The organism is Pseudomonas sp. B21-031 (genome assembly GCF_024748985.1).
Classification (GTDB): Bacteria; Pseudomonadota; Gammaproteobacteria; order Pseudomonadales; family Pseudomonadaceae; genus Aquipseudomonas; species Aquipseudomonas kermanshahensis.
On the sequence record NZ_CP087181.1, the window covers coordinates 5,909,934 to 5,932,730 of the forward strand.

At 62.3% G+C, this 22,797-nt stretch carries 22 protein-coding genes and 1 pseudogene; 12 read left to right on the forward strand and 11 right to left on the reverse strand.

All coding sequences use genetic code 11. The features are described from left to right. Positions 1 to 55: 55 nt before the first annotated feature. The gene (locus tag LOY53_RS26360; protein ID WP_099455733.1) at positions 56 to 1,345 is read right to left on the reverse strand and encodes an MFS transporter; all 1,290 of its coding nucleotides are present in this window, start codon (positions 1,343 to 1,345) and stop codon (positions 56 to 58) included. A gap of 356 nt (positions 1,346 to 1,701) precedes the next feature. Between LOY53_RS26360 and LOY53_RS26365 the strand changes: the two genes are divergently transcribed. After that, positions 1,702 to 2,100, forward strand: coding sequence for an acyl-CoA thioesterase (locus LOY53_RS26365; RefSeq protein WP_003253317.1), 399 nt, complete (start codon positions 1,702 to 1,704; stop codon positions 2,098 to 2,100). Positions 2,101 to 2,172: 72 nt separating this feature from the next. Continuing rightward, positions 2,173 to 3,068, forward strand: a pseudogene (locus LOY53_RS26370) (D-hexose-6-phosphate mutarotase). 124 nt (positions 3,069 to 3,192) lie between these two features. On the opposite strand, the gene LOY53_RS26375 reads toward LOY53_RS26370, so the two are convergent. From LOY53_RS26375 to LOY53_RS26395, 5 genes are all read right to left on the reverse strand, one after another. Further along, positions 3,193 to 3,762: a DUF3299 domain-containing protein gene (locus LOY53_RS26375; protein ID WP_085272156.1), complete on the reverse strand. Its 570-nt coding sequence runs from the start codon at positions 3,760 to 3,762 to the stop codon at positions 3,193 to 3,195. 12 nt (positions 3,763 to 3,774) lie between these two features. Continuing rightward, positions 3,775 to 4,020, reverse strand: a complete 246-nt coding sequence (locus LOY53_RS26380) for a GlsB/YeaQ/YmgE family stress response membrane protein (protein WP_027592121.1) — start codon at positions 4,018 to 4,020, stop codon at positions 3,775 to 3,777. A gap of 108 nt (positions 4,021 to 4,128) precedes the next feature. After that, the gene (locus LOY53_RS26385; protein ID WP_099430817.1) at positions 4,129 to 5,211 is read right to left on the reverse strand and encodes a 5-(carboxyamino)imidazole ribonucleotide synthase; all 1,083 of its coding nucleotides are present in this window, start codon (positions 5,209 to 5,211) and stop codon (positions 4,129 to 4,131) included. Positions 5,212 to 5,221: 10 nt separating this feature from the next. Continuing rightward, the gene (purE, locus tag LOY53_RS26390; RefSeq protein ID WP_016489856.1) at positions 5,222 to 5,713 is read right to left on the reverse strand and encodes a 5-(carboxyamino)imidazole ribonucleotide mutase; all 492 of its coding nucleotides are present in this window, start codon (positions 5,711 to 5,713) and stop codon (positions 5,222 to 5,224) included. Between the two features lie 171 nt (positions 5,714 to 5,884). Continuing rightward, on the reverse strand, positions 5,885 to 6,817 hold the full coding sequence (locus LOY53_RS26395; protein ID WP_172960396.1) for a LysR substrate-binding domain-containing protein: 933 nt from the start codon (positions 6,815 to 6,817) through the stop codon (positions 5,885 to 5,887). A gap of 182 nt (positions 6,818 to 6,999) precedes the next feature. Between LOY53_RS26395 and aspA the strand changes: the two genes are divergently transcribed. The 4 genes from aspA (at position 7,000) to LOY53_RS26415 (ending at position 11,886) form a co-directional block, all read left to right on the forward strand. Continuing rightward, complete coding sequence (aspA, locus tag LOY53_RS26400; RefSeq protein ID WP_027592118.1) at positions 7,000 to 8,424, forward strand: aspartate ammonia-lyase; 1,425 nt, start codon at positions 7,000 to 7,002, stop codon at positions 8,422 to 8,424. Between the two features lie 177 nt (positions 8,425 to 8,601). Then, a complete protein-coding gene (locus tag LOY53_RS26405; protein ID WP_099430818.1) occupies positions 8,602 to 9,594 on the forward strand; it encodes an AraC family transcriptional regulator in 993 nt (330 codons plus the stop codon). A 145-nt stretch (positions 9,595 to 9,739) separates the two neighbouring features. Continuing rightward, positions 9,740 to 10,783, forward strand: a complete 1,044-nt coding sequence (locus LOY53_RS26410) for a histone deacetylase family protein (RefSeq protein ID WP_252826261.1) — start codon at positions 9,740 to 9,742, stop codon at positions 10,781 to 10,783. Next, positions 10,783 to 11,886: an extracellular solute-binding protein gene (locus LOY53_RS26415; RefSeq protein WP_099430820.1), complete on the forward strand. Its 1,104-nt coding sequence runs from the start codon at positions 10,783 to 10,785 to the stop codon at positions 11,884 to 11,886. Before LOY53_RS26410 ends, LOY53_RS26415 begins: the two co-directional genes overlap by 1 nt. 174 nt (positions 11,887 to 12,060) lie before the next feature. On the opposite strand, the gene LOY53_RS26420 is transcribed toward LOY53_RS26415, so the two are convergent. Further along, positions 12,061 to 13,590 (reverse strand): PLP-dependent aminotransferase family protein, encoded by a 1,530-nt coding sequence (locus LOY53_RS26420; RefSeq protein WP_258703444.1) that lies wholly within the window; start codon positions 13,588 to 13,590, stop codon positions 12,061 to 12,063. A gap of 89 nt (positions 13,591 to 13,679) precedes the next feature. Here LOY53_RS26420 and LOY53_RS26425 point away from each other — a divergent pair, with 89 nt between their 5' ends. From LOY53_RS26425 to LOY53_RS26435, 3 genes are read left to right on the forward strand one after another with little or no spacing between them, the layout of a single operon-like run. Continuing rightward, entirely contained in the window at positions 13,680 to 14,309 is a 630-nt protein-coding gene (locus LOY53_RS26425; protein ID WP_258703445.1) for an FMN-binding negative transcriptional regulator, read from the forward strand. An 11-nt stretch (positions 14,310 to 14,320) separates the two neighbouring features. Beyond that, positions 14,321 to 14,767 (forward strand): GNAT family N-acetyltransferase, encoded by a 447-nt coding sequence (locus tag LOY53_RS26430; RefSeq protein WP_238210064.1) that lies wholly within the window; start codon positions 14,321 to 14,323, stop codon positions 14,765 to 14,767. Positions 14,768 to 14,774: 7 nt separating this feature from the next. Continuing rightward, on the forward strand, positions 14,775 to 15,446 hold the full coding sequence (locus LOY53_RS26435) for a GNAT family N-acetyltransferase (protein WP_252826265.1): 672 nt from the start codon (positions 14,775 to 14,777) through the stop codon (positions 15,444 to 15,446). On the opposite strand, the gene LOY53_RS26440 is transcribed toward LOY53_RS26435, so the two are convergent. Continuing rightward, positions 15,447 to 16,346 carry a homocysteine S-methyltransferase family protein gene (locus tag LOY53_RS26440; RefSeq protein WP_258703446.1) on the reverse strand — a complete coding sequence of 300 codons (900 nt, stop codon included), beginning with the start codon at positions 16,344 to 16,346 and terminating at the stop codon, positions 15,447 to 15,449. A gap of 105 nt (positions 16,347 to 16,451) precedes the next feature. Between LOY53_RS26440 and LOY53_RS26445 the strand changes: the two genes are divergently transcribed. Both LOY53_RS26445 and LOY53_RS26450 read left to right on the forward strand, forming a co-directional pair. After that, complete coding sequence (locus LOY53_RS26445) at positions 16,452 to 17,273, forward strand: ABC transporter substrate-binding protein (RefSeq protein WP_258703447.1); 822 nt, start codon at positions 16,452 to 16,454, stop codon at positions 17,271 to 17,273. Beyond that, complete coding sequence (locus LOY53_RS26450) at positions 17,270 to 18,091, forward strand: amino acid ABC transporter permease (RefSeq protein ID WP_258703448.1); 822 nt, start codon at positions 17,270 to 17,272, stop codon at positions 18,089 to 18,091. The genes LOY53_RS26445 and LOY53_RS26450 overlap by 4 nt, the downstream gene beginning before the upstream one ends. Before the next feature lie 133 nt (positions 18,092 to 18,224). Here LOY53_RS26450 and oadA read toward each other — a convergent pair whose 3' ends face one another. After that, the gene (oadA, locus tag LOY53_RS26455) at positions 18,225 to 20,033 is read right to left on the reverse strand and encodes a sodium-extruding oxaloacetate decarboxylase subunit alpha (RefSeq protein WP_027592105.1); all 1,809 of its coding nucleotides are present in this window, start codon (positions 20,031 to 20,033) and stop codon (positions 18,225 to 18,227) included. An 11-nt stretch (positions 20,034 to 20,044) separates the two neighbouring features. After that, a complete protein-coding gene (locus tag LOY53_RS26460) occupies positions 20,045 to 21,460 on the reverse strand; it encodes an acetyl-CoA carboxylase biotin carboxylase subunit (protein ID WP_099455745.1) in 1,416 nt (471 codons plus the stop codon). Between the two features lie 189 nt (positions 21,461 to 21,649). On the opposite strand from LOY53_RS26460, the gene LOY53_RS26465 reads away from it, so the two are divergent. Further along, complete coding sequence (locus tag LOY53_RS26465) at positions 21,650 to 22,612, forward strand: LysR family transcriptional regulator (RefSeq protein ID WP_027592103.1); 963 nt, start codon at positions 21,650 to 21,652, stop codon at positions 22,610 to 22,612. On the opposite strand, the gene LOY53_RS26470 is transcribed toward LOY53_RS26465, so the two are convergent. Beyond that, positions 22,554 to 22,772 (reverse strand): PA3496 family putative envelope integrity protein, encoded by a 219-nt coding sequence (locus tag LOY53_RS26470; protein WP_081717438.1) that lies wholly within the window; start codon positions 22,770 to 22,772, stop codon positions 22,554 to 22,556. The genes LOY53_RS26465 and LOY53_RS26470 overlap by 59 nt on opposite strands. Positions 22,773 to 22,797: the final 25 nt, after the last annotated feature.

The following is a 22,797-nucleotide window of genomic DNA, read 5'->3' on the forward strand; positions in this document are numbered from 1 at the left end:
AATGTTGCCCTATCTGTTCACCAGTAGGGCAACACACCGGCGCTATCGGGCGTGGTCAGCGCTTATTGGCGAACAGATAAACGCCTACGGCCAGCCCGACAGCACACAGCCCCGCCACATAATAGGCCGGCGCCATTGGGCTGACCTTCAACAGCGCGGTCACCACCATCGGCGTCAGCCCGCCGAAGATGGCGTAGGCGACGTTGTAAGAGAACGACAAGCCGCTGAAACGCACCACCGGTGGGAAGGCCTTGACCATCACATAGGGCACGGCGCCGACGATACCGACGCACAGGCCGGTCAGCGCATACAGCGGGAACAGCAGGTCGGGGCGGGTCGGCAGGCTGTGGTAGAAGGTCCAGGAGCTGGCCAGCAAGAGCAGGCTGCCGACGATGAACACACGCCCAGCGCCGATGCGGTCGGCCAGGCTGCCGGCACCGATACAGCCGAGGCTGAGCAGCACGATGGCCAGGCTGTTGGCCTTGAGCGAGTCGGTCGGGCTGATTTGGTAGAAGCTCTGCAGCAGCGCCGGGGTCATCAGGATCACCACCACGATGCCAGCCGACAGCAGCCAGGTCAGCAGCATCGACAAGATGATCGCGCCACGGTGATCACGCAGCACGGCACGCAGCGGCAGCTCTTCGGCCAAGGCCTTGCGCTGCTGCATCTCGGCAAAGACCGGGGTTTCGTGCAGCCAGCGGCGCAGGTACACCGAGAACAGGCCGAACACACCCCCCAGCAAGAACGGTATACGCCAGGCGTAATCGGCAACTTCAACTGGGGTGTAAATGCTGTTGATCAGGGTCGCGACCAGCGAGCCGAGCAAAATGCCCGAGGTCAGGCCGGCGGTCAGCGTGCCGCAGGCGTAGCCGGTATTGCGCGCTGGTACGTGCTCAGAGACGAACACCCAGGCGCCCGGCACTTCGCCACCAATCGCCGCGCCCTGAATCACGCGCATCAGCAGCAGCAGAACCGGTGCCCACAGGCCAATCTGCGCGTAGGTCGGCAGCAGGCCCATGATCAGGGTCGGCAGCGCCATCATGAAGATGCTCAGGGTGAACATCTTCTTGCGCCCGAGCAGGTCACCGAAGTGCGCCATGACGATGCCGCCCAGTGGCCGCGCCAGGTAGCCGGCGGCGAAGATGCCGAAAGTCTGCATCAAGCGCAGCCATTCCGGCATGTCGGCAGGGAAGAACAGCTTGCCGACCACCGTGGCGAAGAACACGAAGATGATGAAGTCGTAGAACTCCAGTGCACCGCCCAGGGCGGACAGTGAAAGGGTCTTGTAGTCGCTGCGGGTCAGCGGCCGTGAAGGCTGCTCGATACTGCTCGGCACGGAGGTCATCGATCTTTCTCTTGTAGGTCATGCAGGCCGCTTGGCGCGCGACTTCTGGATTGGTAGACGAGCGAAGATAGCAAATTGCCGAGGCGCGCCGAAAGCGATACAAAAACCATACAGATATTCATGAATGTGCGGTCGTCGCTGGCCGTTATGCTCTATATACTGGCCGTTCGTAGGAAAAGGTTGCTCCTAGCGTGGGATGTTGTGCGAAAACGCCGGTCTGCATGTCAGGCGGTTTCGCAGAGTTTCCCTACGGCCGCCCAGTGAAACGAAATCGGCGTAGTATGTTTCCAGCTGAATCGTTTACCCGGCCTTTGCGCCACACCAACGAAAGCGTCACGGGTCAGAGGCCCCATCGCATGATTGAGCTCGAACAAGAAGATCCAATCCCGCAAGGCGACCTGGCCTTGCAAATCACCGCACTCCCTCGTGAGACCAATGGCTTTGGTGACATCTTTGGCGGCTGGCTGGTCGCCCAGATGGATTTGGCCGGCACTGCCATGGCCAGCCGTGTCGCGGGTGGCCGTGTGGCCACGGTGGCCATCGATCGCATGGCCTTCCTGGTCCCGGTCGCCGTGGGCGCCCAGCTGTCGTTCTATACCCAGACCCTGGAAATCGGCCGCAGCTCGATCCAGATGATGGTCGAAGTGTGGAGCGACGACCCGCTGTCCAGCGAATGGCGCAAGGTGACCGAAGCGGTATTCGTCTTCGTCGCCATCGACGGCAGTGGCCGCACCCGCTCTGTGCCTCGTCGCTGAGCCACGCCGGCGGTAAACTCATTGCACGTGCCCGGGTCCAAGGCCCACAGGGCAATCAATGAGACGAGTGCAATGGCTACTTTCAAGGTCGACACCGAGCAACACGGCGAACTCAATTGCTGGCGCATCACCAGCGAGCATGCCGAACTACTGATCGCCCAGCAGGGCGCGCAGATCCTCAGCTACCAGCGCGTGGGCGAACCGCCGCTGCTGTGGCTGAGCGACCAGGCCATTTTCCGCCAGGGCAAATCCGTGCGCGCCGGGGTACCGGTGTGCTGGCCGTGGTTTGGCAATCTGCAGCGCAACCCCGCGTCTGTACAAAATATGTACAAGGGCGAACAAGCCCCGCGCATGGGCTGGTGCGGGGTCGTGACTGGCAGTTGAACGGGGCCGAGCAGGTCGGCGACACGATTCAGATCGAATTCGAGCTGCCTGCGGCTCAAGGTGACTTGCCCGACTGGCCGCATGAGGTCGAGCTGAAGCTGCTGATCGAGCTGGGCGAACAGCTGAACGTGACGCTGACCAGCTATAACCTCGGCAGCGAGAGTGTGACCATCAGCCAGGCCCTGCACAGCTACTTTGCCGTCAGCGACGTGCGCCAGGCGCGGGTCGAGGGTGTGGACGGGTTGAGCTACATCGAGACCTTGGCCGACTGGGAGCAACGCCAGCAGCAAGGTGCGCTGGCATTTGCCGGGGAGACTGACCGGATCTACCTGGCTACCCCGCAAACCCTGAGCATTGTCGACCCGCACTGGGCCCGGCGGATTACCCTGACCAGCAGCGGGTCACGCTCGGCGGTGATCTGGAACCCGTGGACCGAGCGGGCGCGGGAGCTGCCGGACATGGCGGATGATGGCTGGCAGCGGATGCTGTGCATCGAGACGGCGAATGTGTGGGATGACGTGGTGGAATTGAAGCCTGGCGCGAGCCATTCGCTGGGCGTGCAGATTGGTTGTGAAATGATCTGAGCTTTGCAGTGGTTTTGCGGGCCTCTTCGCGGGTAAACCCGCTCCCACAGGTACTGCACCGCATTCGAAATGGGTGAAGTACCTGTGGGAGCGGGTTTACCCGCGAAGAGGCCGGTGCAGGCAATCAGAGGTCGGCGTCCTCCACCACCCTCACCTTCTGCGCATCCAGCGCATAGGCCGCATCCGCCAGGTCGTTGCTGACCTTCTCCACCTTCAACGCCCCGCTAACCCACAGCGGCGTGTAGATGTCGTCGATTTTCAGCCCCTTCGGATAACGCACCAGCACCAACTGGTTCGGTGGCGGTGGCGGCACGTGGATGCAGGCACCCGGGTACGGCACCAGGAAAAACAGCGTGCTGTTGCCCTTGGCATCGCTCTCAAGCGGCACCGGGTAACCGCCCAGGCGAATTTGCTTGCCGTTCATGGCGGCCACGGTCTTGGTCGAGTACATCACCGCCGGCAACCCTTTGCTCTGCTTGAGGCCGCCCTTGTCGGTGAAGGTGCCCATGGCCTCCGGCGAGTTGTGGTCGATTTCAGGCATCTGCTCAAGGGCCTTCTGGTCCGACTTGGGCATCAGCTCCAGCCAATCGGTTTCGGGCAGCTCGGCACGGGCCAGGGTGCTGGCCAGAAGCAAGGGGATGAGAAATAAGGCACGCATGAAAATGCTCGGCAACTCGGATGAATTGCCGAGCATTCTAAACGGTATTCAGCGTTTCTTGATTAATCCGTAGATCACCAGAAGGACGACGGCACCGACCAGCGCGCCGAAGAACCCTGCGGCCTGCCCCGCCTGATAAATCCCCAGTGCCTGGCCGCCGTAGGTGGCGAGCAAGGAGCCGGCAATACCCAGCAGGATGGTCATGATCCAGCCCATGCTGTCGTCGCCCGGCTTGATGAAGCGGGCCAGCAGGCCAACGATGAGGCCGATGAAGATGGTTCCAATGATGCCCATGGCAATCCCTCTGCAGTGAAGATGGAACAAGCCAAAGCCTAGACGGGCTTTGGCTTGTTGCCATGTTCAGAGGGCAAGCCGCTTGCAGAAGTTCGATTTGCAGCCCGATCAGTTGCTGATCAGCGCCTCTACTTCGGCAATCTTGCGCTCGAGGGTGGCCATGTCCTGGCAACGCAGGGTGGCATGGCCAACCTTGCGCCCGACCTTGAAGGCCTTGCCATAGTGGTGCAGGTGGCAGTCTTCGATGGCGACCACTTTATCCACCGCGGGTACTTCGCCGATGAAGTTGAGCATGGCGCTCTCACCGACCTTGGCGGTCGAGCCCAGCGGCAGGCCGGCAACGGCGCGCAGGTGGTTCTCGAATTGGCTGCACTCGGCGCCTTCGATGGTCCAGTGCCCGGAGTTGTGCACACGCGGGGCGATTTCGTTGGCCTTGAGGCCACCGTCGACTTCGAAGAACTCGAACGCCATCACGCCGACATAGTCCAGCTGCTTCAGCACACGGCCAACGTAGTCTTCGGCCAGGCCTTGCAGCGGGTGCGCTTCGCTGGCCACCGACAAGCGCAGGATGCCGCTCTCGTGGGTGTTGTGCACCAGCGGATAGAAGCGGGTTTCGCCATCGCGGGCACGGACGGCCACCAGCGAGACTTCGCCGGTGAACGGCACGAAGCCTTCCAGCAGGCACGGCACGCTGCCCAGCTCGGCGAAAGTATCGACGACGTCTTCAGCACTGCGCAGGACCTTCTGGCCCTTGCCGTCGTAGCCCAGGGTGCGGGTCTTGAGCACGGCTGGCAGGCCGATGCTGGCGACCGCGGCATCCAGGTCTGCCTGGGAGAGAATGTCGGCAAAGGCCGGGGTCGGAATACCCAGGTCGCGGAACATGCTCTTCTCGAACAGGCGGTCGCGGGCAATACGCAGCGCTTCGGCGCTTGGGTAGACCGGGACGAACTGCGAGAGGAAGGCCACGGTCTCGGCCGGGACGCTTTCGAACTCGAAGGTCACCAGGTCGACTTCGTCGGCCAGCTGGCGCAGATGGTCCTGGTCACCGTAGTCGGCGCGCAGGTGCTCGCCCAGAGGGGCGGCGCAGGCATCTGCAGCCGGGTCGAGGAACGCGAAGTTCATGCCCAGCGGAGTACCCGCCAGGGCCAGCATGCGGCCGAGCTGGCCACCACCGATTACACCGATCTTCATGGGGTCAGCCTCAAGCCTGGCGCGGGTCTGGATTGTCCAGCACGGTGTCGGTCTGTTCCGTGCGGAACTGCTTGAGCGCCGCGTGGTACTGCGGGTACTTGGCGCCCAGGATGCTCGCCGACAACAAGGCAGCGTTGATCGCGCCCGCCCGGCCGATGGCCAGGGTTGCAACCGGAACGCCCGCCGGCATCTGCACGATCGATAGCAGCGAATCGACACCCGACAGCATCGACGACTGCACCGGCACGCCCAGCACCGGCAGGTGGGTCTTGGCGGCGCACATGCCTGGCAGGTGGGCTGCGCCACCGGCACCGGCGATGATCACCTCGATGCCACGGCCTTCGGCCTCTTCGGCATACTGGAACAGCAGATCCGGGGTGCGGTGGGCGGAAACCACCTTCACTTCGTAGGGAATGCCGAGTTTTTCCAGCATATCGGCGGTGTGGCTAAGGGTGGACCAATCGGACTTGGAGCCCATGATCACGCCAACCAGTGCACTCATCGTCGAGCCTCTTCGCTTGTGCGCCCTTGGGCGCGTCAAAAAACAACAAGCCACGCGGGACGACCGGCGTGGCTTGTTTGCTGATCAGGACCGGAGCTATCCGGTCTAAAGGCCGCGCAGTATACCGTAACCCTGGGCGATGCTGGCACCCCCGGCGACCAACTGTCGGCCTTATTTTTCGGGGCTTTGGCTGACTTTTGGGTCAACCGCCGCCGCCCCCTCCAGCTTGCGCCACAACAAGCGCACGTTGGCCTTGCGCACCAGGGCGCAGCGGTACAGGCGGATTTCCAGGGGCACGTGCCATTGGCTGCCACCGCAGATGGCCAGTTCGCCTCGCTCCAGCTCGCCGCGCATCGACAGGCGTGGCACCCAGGCAATGCCCATGCCCTCAAGCGCCATGCTCTTGAGGCTGTCGGCCATGGCGGTTTCATAAACAGTGGTGTAGCGCAGGTTGCGCTGGCGCAGCAGCAGGTTCACCGAACGGCCGAGGAAGGCACCGGCGGTGTAGGCCAAGAGTGGCACGCTGCCCTCGCCTTCCAGGTCGAACAAGGGCTGGCCGTCGGCATCCACGGCACACACCGGCAACATTTCGGTGGTGCCCATGTGCAGCGATGGGAAGATCTCGGCATCCATCTGCAGCGCGGCATCGGGGTCATAGAAGGCCAGCATCAGGTCGCAACCGCCTTCGCGCAGGGCATGCACCGCATCACCCACGTTGGTCGCCACCAGACGGGTGGCGATGTTCAACCCGTCGTTGCGTAACTGGGCCACCCAGCGTGGGAAAAACCCCGACGCCAGGGAGTGTGCCGCCGCCACTTGGATAACCTCGCCCTGGCCACCTTCGAGGTGGTGCAAATGGCGCAGAATTTCGCTCAACTGGTCGACAACGGTGCGCGCCGTGACCAAAAACAGCTGCCCGGCCTCGGTCAGTTCAATCGGCGTGCGGGAACGATTCACCAGCTGCAGGCCCAAGGCTGCTTCGAGGCTGCGAATACGTCGACTGAAGGCCGGTTGAGTGACGAAACGCCGCTCTGCCGCCTGCGAAAAACTGCGCGTGGCAGCCAGGGCGCTGAAGTCTTCCAGCCATTTGCTTTCCAGGTTCACGAAGCACATCTCCCGGCGTGCACCAAAATGGAACACGCTCGAATGTCAATTGGCGTCACATGAAACACTATGCCGTTTGTGCATAGGTTAGCGTGCAACAGCATTGGCCGCAAAATCCTCTTCGGGCCTAGGATTAGCGCCATTCCGGCATGTGCCGGGTCAAATTCGAGATGATATACATCATGTCTGCCGCTGCATCGTTCCGCGTCGAAAAAGATCTGCTGGGTACCCTTGAAGTTCCTGCTGATGCCTACTACGGCATCCAGACCCTGCGCGCTGCCAACAACTTCCACCTCTCCGGTGTTCCGCTGTCGCACTACCCGAAACTGGTAGTGGGCCTGGCGATGGTCAAGCAGGCTGCTGCTGACGCCAACCGAGAGCTGGGGCACCTGAGCGATGCCAAGCACGCCGCCATCAGCGCCGCCTGCGGCCGGCTGATCAAAGGCGACTACCACGAGCAGTTCGTGGTGGACATGATTCAAGGCGGTGCTGGTACTTCTACCAACATGAACGCCAACGAAGTCATCGCCAACATCGCGCTGGAGGCCATGGGCCACCAGAAGGGTGAGTACCAGTACCTGCACCCGAACAACGACGTGAACATGGCGCAGTCGACCAACGACGCCTACCCGACTGCGATCCGTCTGGGTCTGCTGCTGGGTCATGACGCCCTGCTCGCCAGCCTCGACAGCCTGATCCAGGCCTTCGCCGCCAAAGGTAAAGAGTTCGACCACGTACTGAAGATGGGCCGTACCCAACTGCAGGACGCCGTGCCGATGACCCTGGGCCAGGAATTCCGCGCCTTCGCCACCACCATGACCGAAGACCTCAACCGTCTGCGTTCGCTGGCGCCGGAGCTGCTGACCGAAATCAACCTGGGTGGTACTGCCATCGGTACCGGCATCAACGCCGACCCGGGCTACCAGATGCTCGCCGTACAGCGCCTGGCAACCATCAGCGGCCAGCCGCTGGTACCGGCTGCCGACCTGATCGAAGCCACCTCCGACATGGGCGCCTTCGTGCTGTTCTCCGGCATGCTCAAGCGTACCGCGGTCAAGCTGTCGAAGATCTGCAACGACCTGCGCCTGCTGTCCAGCGGCCCGCGTACCGGCATCAACGAGATCAACCTGCCAGCGCGTCAGCCAGGCAGCTCGATCATGCCAGGCAAGGTCAACCCGGTTATCCCGGAAGCCGTCAACCAGGTGGCCTTCGCCATCATGGGCAACGACCTGGCCCTGACCGTCGCCGCCGAAGGTGGCCAGCTGCAGTTGAACGTGATGGAGCCGCTGATCGCCTACAAGATCTTCGACTCGATCCGCCTGCTCCAGCGCGCCATGGACATGCTGCGCGAGCACTGCATCGTCGGCATCACTGCCAACGAACAGCGCTGCCGTGAACTGGTCGAGCACTCGATCGGCCTGGTCACCGCCCTGAACCCTTACATCGGCTACGAAAACGCCACCCGTATCGCCCGTGTTGCCCTGGAAACAGGCCGCGGTGTGCTGGAACTGGTGCGCGAAGAGAAGCTGCTGGACGAAGAGATGCTCAACGACATCCTGCGCCCAGAAAACATGATCGCACCGCGTCTGGTTCCGCTGAAGGCGTAACCGACCGCTTCAACTGTCTCACCAGGTCGAGGGACTAGACACCTCTCAACCTTTCAAAGGCCCGAGCGCATGCATCGGGCCTTTTTTTTGCCTGCATGATCTAGCGCGGTTGCCCTGCCCCAGGTTTGCGGCACACAACTTGCTCCATAATGCATCCCAACCAACGGGATACTGAGCATGCTGCATAGCCACCTGACCACCCTCAACGCGGTTTCGCTGATCCTCAACGTCTTTCAGGCAGAGGGTTGCGAGGCTTCGGCCTTGCTCGCCGGCAGCGGCATCGGCCCGGCGGACCTGGGGCATGCAGACGCGCGCATCACCACCCAGCAAGAGCTGCAGGTGTGTGCCAATGCCGTCGCCCGGCGCGAAGACATCGGCCTGGAGCTGGGCCAGCGCATGCACGTGTCGTGCTATGGCATGCTCGGTTACGCCCTGCTCTCCAGTGCCACTTTGGGTGACGCCTTGCGCCTGGCGCTGCGCTTTCCGGCACTGCTGGGAACAGTCTTCCAACTGCGCCTGATCGACGACGGCCAGCGTGTCTGGCTCAGCGCCAGCGATTACCGCGACAGCCCGGCGCTGACCGCTTTCAATGCAGAGTTCTGCCTGGTCTCGCTGAAAGTCATCTGCGACGACTTGCTGGGTCGGCCCCTGCCACTGCTCGGCAGCCGCTTCGAGCATGCCCGGCCGGGCTACCACAGCCTTTATACCCGTGCCTTCCAATGCCCGATCGGCTTCGCGGCCGAGGACAACGCGTTTGCCTTCGAGCGGCGCTGGCTGGATACGCCGCTACCGTTGGCCGACCCCATCACCCACAAAGCCATGAGCGAGCGCTGCCGACGCCTGAACCTCGAGTTCACAGGGCGTCAGGCCTGGCTGGGCAAGATACGCCAGCTGCTGGCCCAACAACTGGACGCAGCGCCCGGGCTTGAGGGTTTGGCGCGGCAGATGAACTGCTCATCGCGGACCCTGCGTCGGCACCTGCAGGCGCTGGGCAGCAGTTATCAACAGCTGCTCGATGAGCTGCGTTTCGAGCGGGCCAAGCAGTTGTTGGCCGATGAACAGATGCCGATCTACCGGATTGCCGAAACCTTAGGGTTCAGCGAAACGGCCAGCTTCCGCCATGCATTCCAGCGCTGGAGTGGCGTGGCGCCCAGCCACTTTCGCGGTTGACCTGGGCTTGCCCGCGAAGAGGCCAGCACATTAAACCCGGCCAGCGACCTTGGCCACATCGATCCCCTTTTGGCCGTTTGCGTCGTTCTCCGCTACCGGGCTGCCCCTGAAAATGGGCCCACGCCAGTCCAACCGGAGAACAACAATGCTGACGATCTATTCCGATGACCACCGCCTGCACCACGGCCGCTGCGAGCTGATCGACGGCAAGCTGATGCCCTGCTTCGAAATGCCTTCGCGCGCCGATCATGTGCTCGATCAAGTGAACAAGCGCCAGCTGGGCGACGTGAAGGCGCCGGACGACTTCGGCCGCGCGCCGCTGCTGCGCGTCCACAGTGCCGACTACCTGGACTTCTTTGAAGGCGCCTGGGCGCGCTGGGCCGCGTTGGGCCACGAAGGCGACCTGCTGCCTTTCACCTGGCCAGCCCGCACCCTGCGCCAGGTCAAACCCACCGGCCTGCATGGCGAGCTTGGCTACTACAGCTTCGACGCCGGCGCGCCGATTACCGCCGGTACCTGGCAAGCCGCCTACAGCGCCGCCCAGGTCGCGCTCACGGCCCAGGCCGCCATCCAGCAAGGCGCTCATTCGGCGTTCGCCCTGTGCCGCCCACCGGGGCACCATGCCGCCGGCGAAGTGATGGGCGGTTACTGCTACCTGAACAACGCTGCCATCGCTGCCCAGGCGTTCCTGGACCAAGGCCGCGCCAAGGTCGCCATCCTCGACGTCGACTATCACCACGGCAACGGCACCCAAGACATCTTCTACAGCCGCAGCGATGTGTTCTTCGCCTCGATCCACGGCGACCCGCAGGACGAATTCCCGTTCTTCCTCGGCTATGCCGACGAAACGGGCGAAGGCGCAGGTGAAGGCTGCAACATCAACTACCCGTTGCCGGCCGGCAGTGACTGGGCCGCCTGGAGCGCAGCGCTGGAAGACGCGTGCCAGCGCATCGCTGCCTACGACGCCGATGTGCTGGTGATCTCGCTCGGGGTGGACACCTTCAAAGACGACCCGATCTCCCAGTTCAAGCTGGACAGCCCTGACTACCTGGAAATGGGCAAACGCATCGCCCAGCTCGGCAAGCCGACCCTGTTCGTGATGGAAGGCGGCTACGCTGTGGAAGAAATCGGCATCAACGCGGTCAATGTGCTGGAAGGTTTCCAGCGCGCCCAGCCAGGAGCCCGATAATGGCCCGACTCAAGCGTCTGCTCGCCCCGATCATCGCTGCCACCCTGTTCACCGGCGCCCTGCAGGCCCAGGCCGAACAGCGAACCCTGCGGGTCTACAACTGGTTCGACTACATCACCCCGCAGACCTTGGTCGACTTCCAGAAAGACAGCGGCGTAAAGCTGATCTACGACATTTTCGACACCAACGAGGCACTGGAAGCCAAGCTGCTGACCGGCAACTCCGGGTATGACGTGGTGGTGCCGTCCAACGTGTTCCTTGCCAAGCAGATCGAGGCTGGCGTATTCCAGCCACTGGACCGCAGCAAGCTGCCGAACTGGCAACACCTGGACCCGGCACTGATGAAGCTGATCGAGGCCAACGACCCCGGCAACAAGTTTGCCGTGCCCTACATGTACGGCACCGTGCTGATCGGCTTCAACCCGGCCAAGGTCAAGGCTGCGCTGGGTGAGAACGCGCCTGTGGACAGCTGGGACCTGATCTTCAAGGAAGAGAACATCGCCAAGCTCAAGCAGTGCGGCGTTGCCTTGCTCGATTCGCCCTCGGAGATCTTGCCACTGGCCCTGCAGTACCTGGGCTTGCCGCCCAACAGCGACAAGCCTGCCGACTACAAGAAGGCCGAGGAGCTGCTGCTGAAGATTCGCCCGCACGTCACGTATTTCCATTCCTCCAAGTACATGGCCGACATCGCCAACGGCGACATCTGCGTGGCGGTGGGCTACAGCGGCAGCTTCTCCCAGGCCGCCAACCGGGCCCGCGATGCGAAGAATGGCGTGGTGGTCGACATGCGCCTGCCCAAGGAAGGAGCGCCGATCTGGTTCGACATGCTGGCGATTCCAAAAAACGCCGCCAACGCCGAAGACGCCCACACCTTCATCAACTACCTGCTGCGCCCGGAGGTGATTGCGCCGATCAGTGATTTTGTCGGCTATCCGAACCCGAACAAGGACGCCACCGAGAAGGTGAACCCGGCGATTCGCAATAACCCCAACCTTTACCCGACGGCGGAAGCAATGGCCAAGCTGTACACCCTCAAGCCGCTGCCACGCGATGCCGAGCGCGCGCGCACCAGGGCCTGGACGCGCATCAAGTCCGGCACCTAGATGGTATGTAGGCCACAGCCCACATCGCTGTAGGAGCAACCTTGCGCTGCGAAGAGGCCAGTAAACCCAGCAGCATCTTCGCTGCCTTTATCGGCCTCTTCGCAGCACAAGGCTGCTCCTACCGGGGTAAGGCGTGGTGCAATGAGTAGCGATTGGGCCGCACAGCGGCCCCGTTCACTTTCGCCAGGCACTGCGCAATCGCATCAGTGCATTGGCGATGTCGCCTTCCGGCACGGCCGCAAACCCCAGCACCAGCCCAGCCCGCTTATCCACAGGCACCTCGCTGTCATCCAACCAGTAACTACTCAGCGGATTCACCTCAACGCCAACCGCTTCGGCCTTGGCGACCAACGCTTGCTCCCGCGCAAAGTTATCCACATCCACCTTCACGTGCAGCCCCGCCGCCACTTCCGGCATGGCGCCCAAGCCTGGAACATCCACAGGCCAGCCCGCCTTGAGCACGTTGCGACGGCTCAACGCCGCCCGGCGCATACGCCGGATGTGCCGCTGAAAATGCCCCTGGGCCATGAACTCGGCCATCACGCACTGGCTACTGACCTCCGAATGCCGCATGGCCAACGCCCGCCCCTGGCTGAAGGCCTGCACCAGGCGCCCAGGCAGCACCAGGTAGCCCAGGCGTAACGCGGGGAAGGCAATCTTGCCGAACGTGCCGATGTACAGCACCCGCCCCTGCCGGTCCAATGCCGCCAGCGGTGCCAATGGCGCACCGCTGTAGCGGTACTCGCCGTCGTAATCGTCTTCGATGATCCAGCCATCGCTGCGCTCGGCCCAGGCCAGCAATGCCAGGCGCCGTGCCAGGCTCATGGTCACCCCGGTCGGGTACTGGTGGGCTGGCGTCACATAGGCCAGGCGGCAGTCCGCCAGCTGCATCAGCCGCTGGCAATCCATACCCTCGTCATCCACTGGCACGCCCATCACCCTGCCACCCGCCACGGCGAAGGTATGCCCGGCGGCCCGGTAGCCCGGGTTTTCCACAGCCACCCCGTCGCCAGGCTGCAACAGCAACTGTGCACAAAGGCTGATGGCCTGCTGTGCACCACTGGTGATCACAATTTGTTCAGCCGTGCACGATAAGCCCCGCGAACGACGTAAATAGGTGGCAATCAGCTCACGCAGCTGCAGCTCGCCTGCCGGTTCACCGTAGCCCAGCTGCGCAGGGTCCGGGTTACGCCAGAAACCCGCTTGCAGCTTGGCCCAGACGTCAAACGGGAACAGATCGAAGGCCGGAATCCCTACCCGGAATGCGCGCGGCGCGCCACTTCTGGGAGGCGGCAAATGGTTACTTTTCAGACGCTCCAAAGGCTCGCTGGTGCGCTCACAGCTGGATAAATCCTCAGTCTTTTCTGAGGAAAATGTGGATAAACCTGTTGATAACCCTAGGGATAACCCTGTGGACAGTTGTGTGGATAGTTTATCGAGCTGGGTGACATAGGTGCCGTCCCCCACCCGGCTCTCGATATACCCTTCGGCATACAACTGGTCGTAGGCACGCACCACACTGTTGCGCGACAGCGCGAGGATGGCTGCCAGGTCACGGCTGGCCGGTAACCGCGTACCGCTGCTCAAGCGCCCATCCAGCACCCGTGCACGCAAGGCCTGGTAAAGCTGCTGGCTAAGCCCTCGCTGGCGGTCCAGCACGATGCCAGCGGGGTCGAAGGGCAAGATGAGGGGGCGCTTGTTCACCGTATTGGACCTGTCAAATCAGTCATAAATGGATCTTACACAGAACCAATAGCCTGCCTAGGATGGAGCCATTCAACAAGGAACCCACCATGTACAACAGCAAGCCCCACCAGGAACACGACCTCGATCGCCTGCACCAGCACATGGCCGATACTCGCCTTGCCGTGCTTATCAGCCACGGCGAACACGGGCTGCTGGCCACCCACCTGCCGGTGTTGATCGACCCCGAGCAAGGCGAGTTCGGCACGGTCTACGCGCACCTGGCGCGGGCCAACGCTCAGTGGAAAGACCTGGAGCAAGGCACTGAAGCGCTGCTGGTGTTCCCCGGCGCTGACGCTTATGTAAGCCCAAGCTACTACCCCAGCAAGGCCGAGAACCCCAAGGTGGTACCGACCTGGAACTACCTGGCGGTGCACGCCTACGGCCCGGTTGAAGTGATCCACGAAGCCGCGCCCCTGCTGCAGATCGTCAGCCGCCTGACCGACCGTCACGAGCAGGGCCGCAGTGAACCCTGGAAGGTCTCCGACGCCCCCAGCGACTACATCGACGGCATGCTGCGCGCGATTGTCGGCATACGCCTGCCGATCGCCCGCCTGCAAGGCGCCCGCAAGCTCAGCCAAAACCGTTCGGCCGAGGACATCGCAGGCGTGCGCGAAGGCCTGAGTAGCAGTGCCGACTACCCTGACAACCAACTGGCGGCGCACATGCGCCAACTCTGAAGGAAAAGCCCATGCCCAGCGTCACTCTGCGCCCCGTCAGCGCCAACGACCATGCAGCTTGGCTTGCCCTGTGGCAGGCCTACTTACGCTTCTACGAAACCGAGTTGGCCGAAGCAATCAGCGCCAACACCTGGCAGCGCCTGCTCGACCCCAACGAGCCCACCCATTCGGCCCTGGCCTGGGTCGATGGCAAGGCCGTAGGAATGGTCAACTGGATCTATCATCGCTCCAACTGGAGCATCGAAAATTCATGCTACCTGCAGGACCTTTATGTAGATAACACGCAGCGTGGCCTGGGCATCGGCCGCCAACTGATCGAGCATGTCTACGCTACCGCCAAGGCTGCCAACTGCGCCAAAGTGCACTGGCTGACCCACGAGACCAACGCCACCGCCATCAGCCTGTACCAACAGGTCGCCGAGCGGCCGGGCTTCATTCAATTCCGCAAAGGGCTGTAGGCACGACATGACTGACGCACTGAACTGGAAACCCGCCACCGCGCCCACGGCAGCGCCCCTCGAGGGCCGCTTTATCCGCCTGGAAAAACTCGACCCGGCGCGCCACGGCGACGACCTCTGGGACGTACTGCAGGGCCCGGATGCAGACCCGGTTCTGTGGGATTACCTGCCCTATGGGCCATTCCCGGAACGCGGCGCCTTCGACCGCTGGCTGCACGGCAATGCCGCCAGCCCAGACCCATTGTTCTTTACCGTCATCGACCGCCCCACCGGCCAGGCCCAGGGCATTCTCAGCCTGATGTCGATCGTGCCCGACCATGGCCGCATCGAGATCGGCCACATCGCCTTCGGCGCCGCCATGCAGCGCACGCCCAAGGGCACCGAAGCGGTGTACCTGCTGGGCAAGCGGGCGTTCGAGCTGGGCAACCGCAGGCTCGAGTGGAAGTGCAACAACGCCAATGCCCGCTCCAAGCGCGCGGCAGAACGGTTTGGCTTTGTCTACGAAGGGGTTTTCCGCAAGCACCTGGTGGTCAAGGACCACAACCGCGACACCGCGTGGTACTCGATTACCGATGATGAATGGCCACAGGTGGCGGCAGGGTTCGAGCGCTGGCTGAGTGCCGACAACCAGCGCCCTGAGGGGCAAGCCAGGACGCTGGAAGCCTGCCGCAACGGGTGATCAGGCCAGGTTGGCCTTGAGCGCCGAAATGTGCTCCGGGCCAATCCCACAGCAACCGCCGAGCAGGCTCGCGCCGCGTTGCCGCCAGTTGCTGGCCCAGCTCAGGTAGCCCGGTGGGTCAAGGTCTTCACGCAGCTCATCGAGGCCATCGTTGGCGGTGGCGTCCTTGGGCTGTGGCGGGAAGGCATTGGCGTAGGCGCCGATGGCGATGTCCACGCCCAGGCGCTCGAAGGTCTCGCGCGCCACGTCCAGCGCCGCGCCAATCACCTCAGGCTGGCTGCAGTTGAACAACAGCGTACTGACACCCAGCCCGGCAATCGCTTCGGCCGCGTCGGCGACCGTTTGTCCGGAACGCAGCCGCGGCACGTCGATGTCACCTTCGTCCTGCAGCGTGAACGAAACCCAGAACGGCCTGCCGTCCTGTGGCAATTGCGCGCCGATGGCCCGCACTTCCTCGATCGAGCTCTGGGTTTCTGCCAGCCACAGGTCCACGTAGGGCGACAGGCCGGCCAGCAGGGGGGTCAGCACTTCGGCGACGCGCTCGGGCTGATACAGGTCCGGGCGATAAGAGCCGAACAACGGCGGCAGCGAACCGGCAACGCGTACCGGCGCGGCAGCCGCATCGGCTGCAGCACGGGCCAATTGCCCCGCCGTTGCAGCCAATGTGCGCCCTTCCTCGGCGAACCGCTCTTCACCAATATGGAAGGGCACTACCGCATAGCTGTTGCTGGTGATGACCTGAGCCCCGGCCTCGATATACGCCGCATGTACCGCTAGCACCGCTTCAGGTGCTTCGCTCAAGGCCAGCGCTGACCACTCGGGCTGCCGAAACGGCGCACCACGACGCTGCAGCTCTCGCCCCATACCGCCATCCAGAATTACCAGCGATCGTTCGCCCATATGACTATCACTTATATGTTTATGAATAAAATTCATTAGTGTGTAACTTGTTATAACTATTAAATACCCAGCACCGATTGTCCAACAACTTTTTCAGGTACTTCCATGCGCTTGCTTACCTTGCTCGGCACCGGCCTCATCGCCCTGTGTGCCACCACTCAAGCCTTCGCAGGCGCCACATTGGACCGAGTGGAATCGCGCAAGGAAATGGTCAACGTGCTGATGGAAAGCTATCCGCCGTTCTCGTTCCTGAACGCGCAGAACCAGCTCGATGGTTTTGACGTGGATGTAGCCAAGGCCGTCGCCGAAAAACTGGGCGTCAAGCTGCGCCTGGAAACGCCGTCCTGGGATGTGATTGCCGCGGGCCGCTGGAGTGGCCGCTACGACCTTTGTGTGTGCTCCATGACGCCAAGCAAGGCACGCGCCGAGGTGTTTGATTTCCCGGTCGAGTACTACGCCTCGCCCGCCGTGATTGTGGTCAACGCCAAGGATGATCGCATTCATTCAGCCAAGGACCTGGATGGCCGTAAGGTCGGCTTGACCAGCGCATCCAGCTACGAGAGCTACCTGAACAAGAACCTGGTCATCGAAGGTAACGAAGACAAAAAAATCAATTACCCCTTCGAAATGGTGCAAATCGCACCCTACGACACCGACAACGTCGCCTTCCAAGACCTGGGCCTGGGTGCCGGCGTGCGCCTGGACGCGATCCTGACCAACCTGGTCACTGCCCAGCCCCGCCTCGACCAGGACAAACGCTTCAAACTGGCCGGCGCGCCGCTTTATGAAGAGCCCAACTCGGTGGCTATCGAAAAAGGCGACCCGGAATGGGATGCCAAGCTGCGCCAAGTCTTCGCCGAGCTCAAGGCCGACGGTACCTTGGCCAAGTTGTCCCAGAAATGGATCGGCGCCGATATCAGTAAATGAGTGCTCATCAACCTGCCCCTCGCCCGACTGCGAAAGCCTCGGGCGCTGGACTGTTCGGATTCCGCACACGCCTATACCTGACCTGGGTTGGGCTGTTTGTGCTGTTTGCCGCGTTTTTCCTGAGCTTTGACCTCAAGTTTTCGATCATTGTCGAGAAATTCCCGTATCTGGCGGGGTTCAAGCTGGGGCCGAACGGCTTCCTGCAGGGCGCGGCGCTGACCCTGTTCCTGTGCGTGTGCTCCATCGTCGTTTCCGTGGCACTGGGCTTCGCTGCAGCGCTGGCACGCCTGTCGAGCAGCGCAGTGCTGCTGGGCATCGCCAGCTTCTACACGTCGTTTTTCCGTGGCACACCGCTGCTGATCCAGATCCTGCTGATCTACCTGGGCTTGCCGCAGCTCGGTGTGGTGCCTGGGGCCATCAGTGCCGGCATCATCGCCCTGTCGCTGAACTATGGCGCCTACCTCAGCGAGATCTTCCGAGCCGGCATTCTTGGCGTAGCCCCCGGGCAGCGCCAGGCGGCGATGGCGCTAGGCCTCGGCCCTGCACAGATCTTCTGGCACATCACCCTGCCCCAGGCCATGCGCACCATCATCCCGCCAAGCGCCAACCAGTTCATTTCGATGCTCAAGGACTCGTCGCTGATTTCGGTGATGGGCGTATGGGAAGTGATGTTCCTGGCCCAGTCCTATGGCCGTTCCAGCTACCGCTACCTGGAGATGCTGACGACCGCAGCGGTGATCTACTGGGTGCTGTCGATTTTGCTTGAACTGGTGCAGGCCAAGCTGGAGCGGCATTTTGGCAAGGGCTATCAGCACTGAAAGCCGGCATCGTACAGATATGCATTAAATTGCATATCTTCGCCATGCATCGCTAAAAATATGCAATTTAATGCATAAAAAAGGGGAGCATCCGCTCCCCAGAGGTAAACCGCTTTTCAGATAAAGGTTTCTATCAACCTTCGATCTCGATCAGGATCTCGCCCGGGGTCACGCGGTCGCCCTTGGCCACGTGGATGGCCACGACTTTGCCGGCGATCGCAGCCTGTACTTCGGTCTCCATCTTCATGGCTTCGGTGATCAGCACGGCCTGGCCGGCCTTGACCATGTCGCCTTCCTTGACCAGTACATCGACGATGTTCCCAGGCATGGTGGTGCTGACATGGCCGGGGTCGGTGGCCTGCTTGCGCTTGCTGCCGCCGCCGCCGACGAACTCGTTGAGCGGCTCGAACACCACTTCTTCTGGCATGCCGTCGATCGACAGGTAGAAGTGACGCTTGCCCTCTGCCTTGACGCCCACACCGGTGATGTCCACACGGTAGGTTTCGCCGTGCACGTCGATAACGAACTCGGTCGGCACGCCCTCGCCGCCAGGTGCGGCAATGGCGCCAGCTTCCGGGATCGGCAACAGGGCTTCGGGGGTCAGGGTGCCGGCTTCACGCTCTTCGAGGAACTTACGGCCGATGTCCGGGAACATGGCGAAGGTCAGCACGTCTTCTTCGCAGCGAGCCAGGGCGCCGATGTCGTTACGCAGCTTGGTCATTTCTGGCTTGAGCAGGTCGGCCGGGCGCACGTCGATCACTTCTTCGCTGCCAATGGCCTGGCGGCGCAGTTGCTCGTTGACCACGCCCGGCGCCTTGCCGTAACCGCCTTGCAGGTACAGCTTCACCTCGTTGGTGATGGTCTTGTAGCGCTCGCCGGCCAGCACGTTGAAGAACGCCTGGGTACCGACGATCTGCGAAGTCGGGGTCACCAGCGGTGGGAAGCCGAGGTCTTCACGCACCCGCGGGATTTCCGCCAGCACTTCGTTCATGCGGTTGAGGGCGCCCTGCTCCTTGAGCTGGTTGGCCAGGTTGGAAATCATGCCGCCCGGCACCTGGTTGACCTGCACGCGGGTGTCCACCGCGGTGAACTCGCTTTCGAACTGGTGGTACTTCTTGCGCACGGCGTAGAAGTACAGGCCGATTTCCTGCAGCAGCTCCAGGTCCAGGCCGGTGTCGAACTCGCTGCCCTTGAGCGCAGCGACCATCGACTCCGTGCCCGGGTGGCTGGTACCCCAGGCGAAGCTGGAGATCGCGGTGTCGATGTGGTCGGCACCGTTTTCCACAGCCTTGAGCTGGCACATGGCAGCCAGGCCAGCGGTGTCATGGGAGTGGATGAACACCGGCAGCGACTGCTCGGCCTTCAGTGCCTTGACCAGCTCGCCCGTGGCAAACGGGGTCAGCAGGCCGGCCATGTCCTTGATCGCCACCGAGTCGCAACCCATGGCTTCCATCTGCTTGGCCTGGTTCACGAAGGCTTCGATGGTGTGCACCGGGCTGGTGGTGTAGGCGATGGTGCCCTGGGCGTGCTTGCCGGCGGCCTTGACCGCTTCGATGGCCACGCGCAGGTTACGCACATCGTTCATGGCGTCGAAGATGCGGAACACATCGATGCCGTTGACGGCAGCCTTGGCGACAAAGGCTTTGACCACGTCATCGCTGTAGTGGCGGTAGCCCAGCAGGTTCTGGCCGCGCAGCAGCATTTGCAGGCGGGTGTTGGGCAGCGCGGCGCGCAGCTTACGCAGGCGCTCCCACGGGTCTTCCTTGAGGAAGCGCACACAGGCGTCGAAGGTGGCACCGCCCCAGACTTCCAGCGACCAGTAGCCGACTTTGTCGAGCTTTTCGCAGATCGGCAGCATGTCTTCGGTACGCATGCGGGTGGCCAGCAGGGACTGGTGGGCGTCGCGCAGGATCGTGTCGGTTACGTGGATTTTCTTGGACATTATTAGGTTCCTCACAGGCCTGCGTGGGCGGCGATGGCGGCGGCGATGGCCAGGGCCAGCTCTTCGGGTTTGCGCTTGATCGAGTAGTTGGTCAGTTCAGGGTGGCTTTCGACGAAGCTGGTGTTGAACTGGCCGCTACGGAATTCCGGGTTGCGCAGGATTTCCTGGTAATACGCCGCAGTGGTTTTCACCCCTTGCACGCGCATGTCGTCCAGGGCCCGCAGGCCGCGGTCCATGGCTTCCTCCCAGGTCAATGCCCAGACCACCAGTTTCAGGCACATGGAGTCGTAGAACGGCGGAATGGTGTAGCCGGTGTAGATGGCCGTGTCGGTGCGCACGCCTGGGCCGCCGGGTGCGTAGTAACGGGTGATCTTGCCAAAGCTGGGCAGGAAGTTGTTTTTCGGGTCTTCGGCGTTGATCCGGAACTGCAGCGCGTAGCCGCGGTGCTGGATGTCTTCCTGCTTGACCGACAGCGGCAGGCCAGACGCGATGCGGATCTGCTCACGCACGATGTCGATGCCGGTGATTTCCTCGGTGATGGTGTGCTCCACCTGCACCCGGGTGTTCATTTCCATGAAGTACACCTCGCCATCGGCGAGCAAGAACTCCACGGTACCGGCGTTTTCGTAATTCACAGCCTTGGCTGCACGCACCGCCAGGTCGCCGATGTAGGCGCGCTGCTCGGGGGTGAGCTGCGGGCTTGGGGCGATCTCGATGAGCTTCTGGTTGCGGCGCTGGATCGAGCAGTCGCGCTCGAACAGGTGCACCACGTTGCCAAAGCTGTCACCGAGGATCTGCGCCTCGATGTGCTTGGGGTTGACGATGCACTTTTCCAGGAACACTTCCGCCGAACCGAAGGCCTTGGTGGCCTCGGAAATCACCCGGGGGAAGTTCTGCTCCAGCTCTTCACGGCTGTTGCAACGGCGAATACCGCGGCCGCCACCGCCGGAGGTGGCCTTGAGCATCACCGGGTAACCGATGCGGTCACCTTCGCTCAGGGCTTCATGGATATCGGCAACGTTACCTTCGGTGCCCGGTGTGACCGGGACGCCGGCCTTGATCATGGTGCGGCGCGCTTCGGTCTTGTCGCCCATGCGGCGAATGACGTCGGCAGCCGGGCCGATGAACTTGATCCCGCGCTCGGCGCAGATCTCTGCCAGTTCAGCGTTTTCCGACAGGAAACCGTAACCCGGGTGCAGGGCATCACAACCGGTTTCGACAGCGAGGTTCACCAGCTTGCGCGGGTTCAGGTACCCGGCCAGCGGCTCGGCACCGATGCTGTGGGCCTCGTCAGCGCGCTTCACGTGCAGCGCATGACGGTCGGCGTCGGAATAGATCGCTACCGAGCGAATGCCCATCTCGGCGCAGGCACGCACGATCCGAACTGCGATTTCACCTCGGTTGGCGATCAGGATTTTTTTTATCACTGGAGTCTTCCCAAAGCCGTAGGAACAGTCGAGCCGGTTCTACCGGTCGGCGCGTGACCAGACGTTGCTGGCCAGTCGCACATTCACCCTAGCGCTGTAGGTCGATAAACAAAAATCAATATTTGTTAGGGGCAGTATTAGCAAAAGCTTATAGTGCCGTAACAAGGTTTTGCCGGAGCCTGGATAAAAATGCGTAAGTCCCTGATGCGTATGACTTTACGTCAGTTACAGATCTTCAACGAAGTGTGCGATCTGCGCTCGTACAGCCGCGCGGCCGAGGAGATGGCGCTCACGCAACCCGCCGTTAGTCTACAGATCCGGCAACTTGAAGAACTGATCGGCCAGCCGCTGTTCGAGTACGTCGGCAAGAAGCTCTACCTGACCGAAGCAGCCGAAGCGCTGCAGCGCGCCAGCCGCGACATCTTCGGCCGGCTAGAGAGCCTCGACATGCAACTGTCGGACATGCAGGGCTCACTGCAAGGGCAGCTGAAGCTGGCGATCGAGTCCAGTGCCAAGTACTTCGTGCCACACCTGTTCGCCGCCTTCAAGCAACGACACCCGGAGGTCAACCTGACGCTCACGGTGGTCAACCGCGCCCAGGCGATCCGGCGCCTTTCGGACAACCGTGACGACCTGATCATCATGTCCATGGTGCCGCAGGACATGGGCCTGGAATTCCTGCCGTTCCTGAACAACCCGATCGTCGCCGTGGCCCCGCCGGACCATCCGCTGTGCAAGCTCGAGCACCTGCGCCTGCAAGACCTTGAGCCTCATACCCTGCTGGTCCGCGAACAAGGCTCGGGCACCCGCAAGGCGTGCGAGGAGTACTTCAAGGACAAGCGCGTGCACTTCACCCAGACCCTCGAAGTGGCCTCGGCCGATGCCCAGCGCGAGTGTGTGATTGCAGGCTTGGGCATCGCCCTGCTGACCCGCCATGCGTTGAACATGGAGCTGGCCACGGGAGTGCTGAAAGAATTGCCGGTGGAGGAACTGCCGCTGTACCGAAGCTGGTGCGTGGTACAGGCCAAGGCCAAGCGGCAGTCACCGGTGGCCCTGGCATTTTTAGCGTTCATCCGCAGCGAACGCGTGCTTATCAGCGCAATTGTGGAGCGTTTTTCGGGGAAGTCGCTGCCGACGCCTGCCACACCGTGAGCGCTTGTAGCTCAGGGTAGTCGGCCAAGTCACGGAGCAATTGACGCTGGTCGCAGTAGCTTTCGATCGCGCGGCGATACTCCATGCGGCGCTGATCCTTTTCCTGCTGCTTGCGAGCCTTGGCGTTGGGTTGGTACGTACCGTCGAAGTCACGAGCCATTGCCTGTCTCCCAGTTAGGATGCGG

Coding starts and splice junctions, on each gene's coding strand:
- LOY53_RS26405 (WP_099430818.1), top strand. CDS start 8,602: ATGCTGCATAGCCACCTGACCACCCTCAACGCGGTTTCGCTGATCCTC.
- LOY53_RS26445 (WP_258703447.1), top strand. CDS start 16,452: ATGCGCTTGCTTACCTTGCTCGGCACCGGCCTCATCGCCCTGTGTGCC.
- LOY53_RS26385 (WP_099430817.1), bottom strand. CDS start 5,211: ATGAAGATCGGTGTAATCGGTGGTGGCCAGCTCGGCCGCATGCTGGCC.
- LOY53_RS26365 (WP_003253317.1), top strand. CDS start 1,702: ATGATTGAGCTCGAACAAGAAGATCCAATCCCGCAAGGCGACCTGGCC.
- LOY53_RS26375 (WP_085272156.1), bottom strand. CDS start 3,762: ATGCTCGGCAATTCATCCGAGTTGCCGAGCATTTTCATGCGTGCCTTA.
- aspA (WP_027592118.1), top strand. CDS start 7,000: ATGTCTGCCGCTGCATCGTTCCGCGTCGAAAAAGATCTGCTGGGTACC.
- LOY53_RS26430 (WP_238210064.1), top strand. CDS start 14,321: ATGCCCAGCGTCACTCTGCGCCCCGTCAGCGCCAACGACCATGCAGCT.
- LOY53_RS26410 (WP_252826261.1), top strand. CDS start 9,740: ATGCTGACGATCTATTCCGATGACCACCGCCTGCACCACGGCCGCTGC.
- LOY53_RS26440 (WP_258703446.1), bottom strand. CDS start 16,346: ATGGGCGAACGATCGCTGGTAATTCTGGATGGCGGTATGGGGCGAGAG.
- LOY53_RS26470 (WP_081717438.1), bottom strand. CDS start 22,772: ATGGCTCGTGACTTCGACGGTACGTACCAACCCAACGCCAAGGCTCGC.
- LOY53_RS26465 (WP_027592103.1), top strand. CDS start 21,650: ATGCGTAAGTCCCTGATGCGTATGACTTTACGTCAGTTACAGATCTTC.
- LOY53_RS26450 (WP_258703448.1), top strand. CDS start 17,270: ATGAGTGCTCATCAACCTGCCCCTCGCCCGACTGCGAAAGCCTCGGGC.
- purE (WP_016489856.1), bottom strand. CDS start 5,713: ATGAGTGCACTGGTTGGCGTGATCATGGGCTCCAAGTCCGATTGGTCC.
- LOY53_RS26425 (WP_258703445.1), top strand. CDS start 13,680: ATGTACAACAGCAAGCCCCACCAGGAACACGACCTCGATCGCCTGCAC.
- oadA (WP_027592105.1), bottom strand. CDS start 20,033: ATGTCCAAGAAAATCCACGTAACCGACACGATCCTGCGCGACGCCCAC.
- LOY53_RS26380 (WP_027592121.1), bottom strand. CDS start 4,020: ATGGGCATCATTGGAACCATCTTCATCGGCCTCATCGTTGGCCTGCTG.
- LOY53_RS26360 (WP_099455733.1), bottom strand. CDS start 1,345: ATGACCTCCGTGCCGAGCAGTATCGAGCAGCCTTCACGGCCGCTGACC.
- LOY53_RS26435 (WP_252826265.1), top strand. CDS start 14,775: ATGACTGACGCACTGAACTGGAAACCCGCCACCGCGCCCACGGCAGCG.
- LOY53_RS26415 (WP_099430820.1), top strand. CDS start 10,783: ATGGCCCGACTCAAGCGTCTGCTCGCCCCGATCATCGCTGCCACCCTG.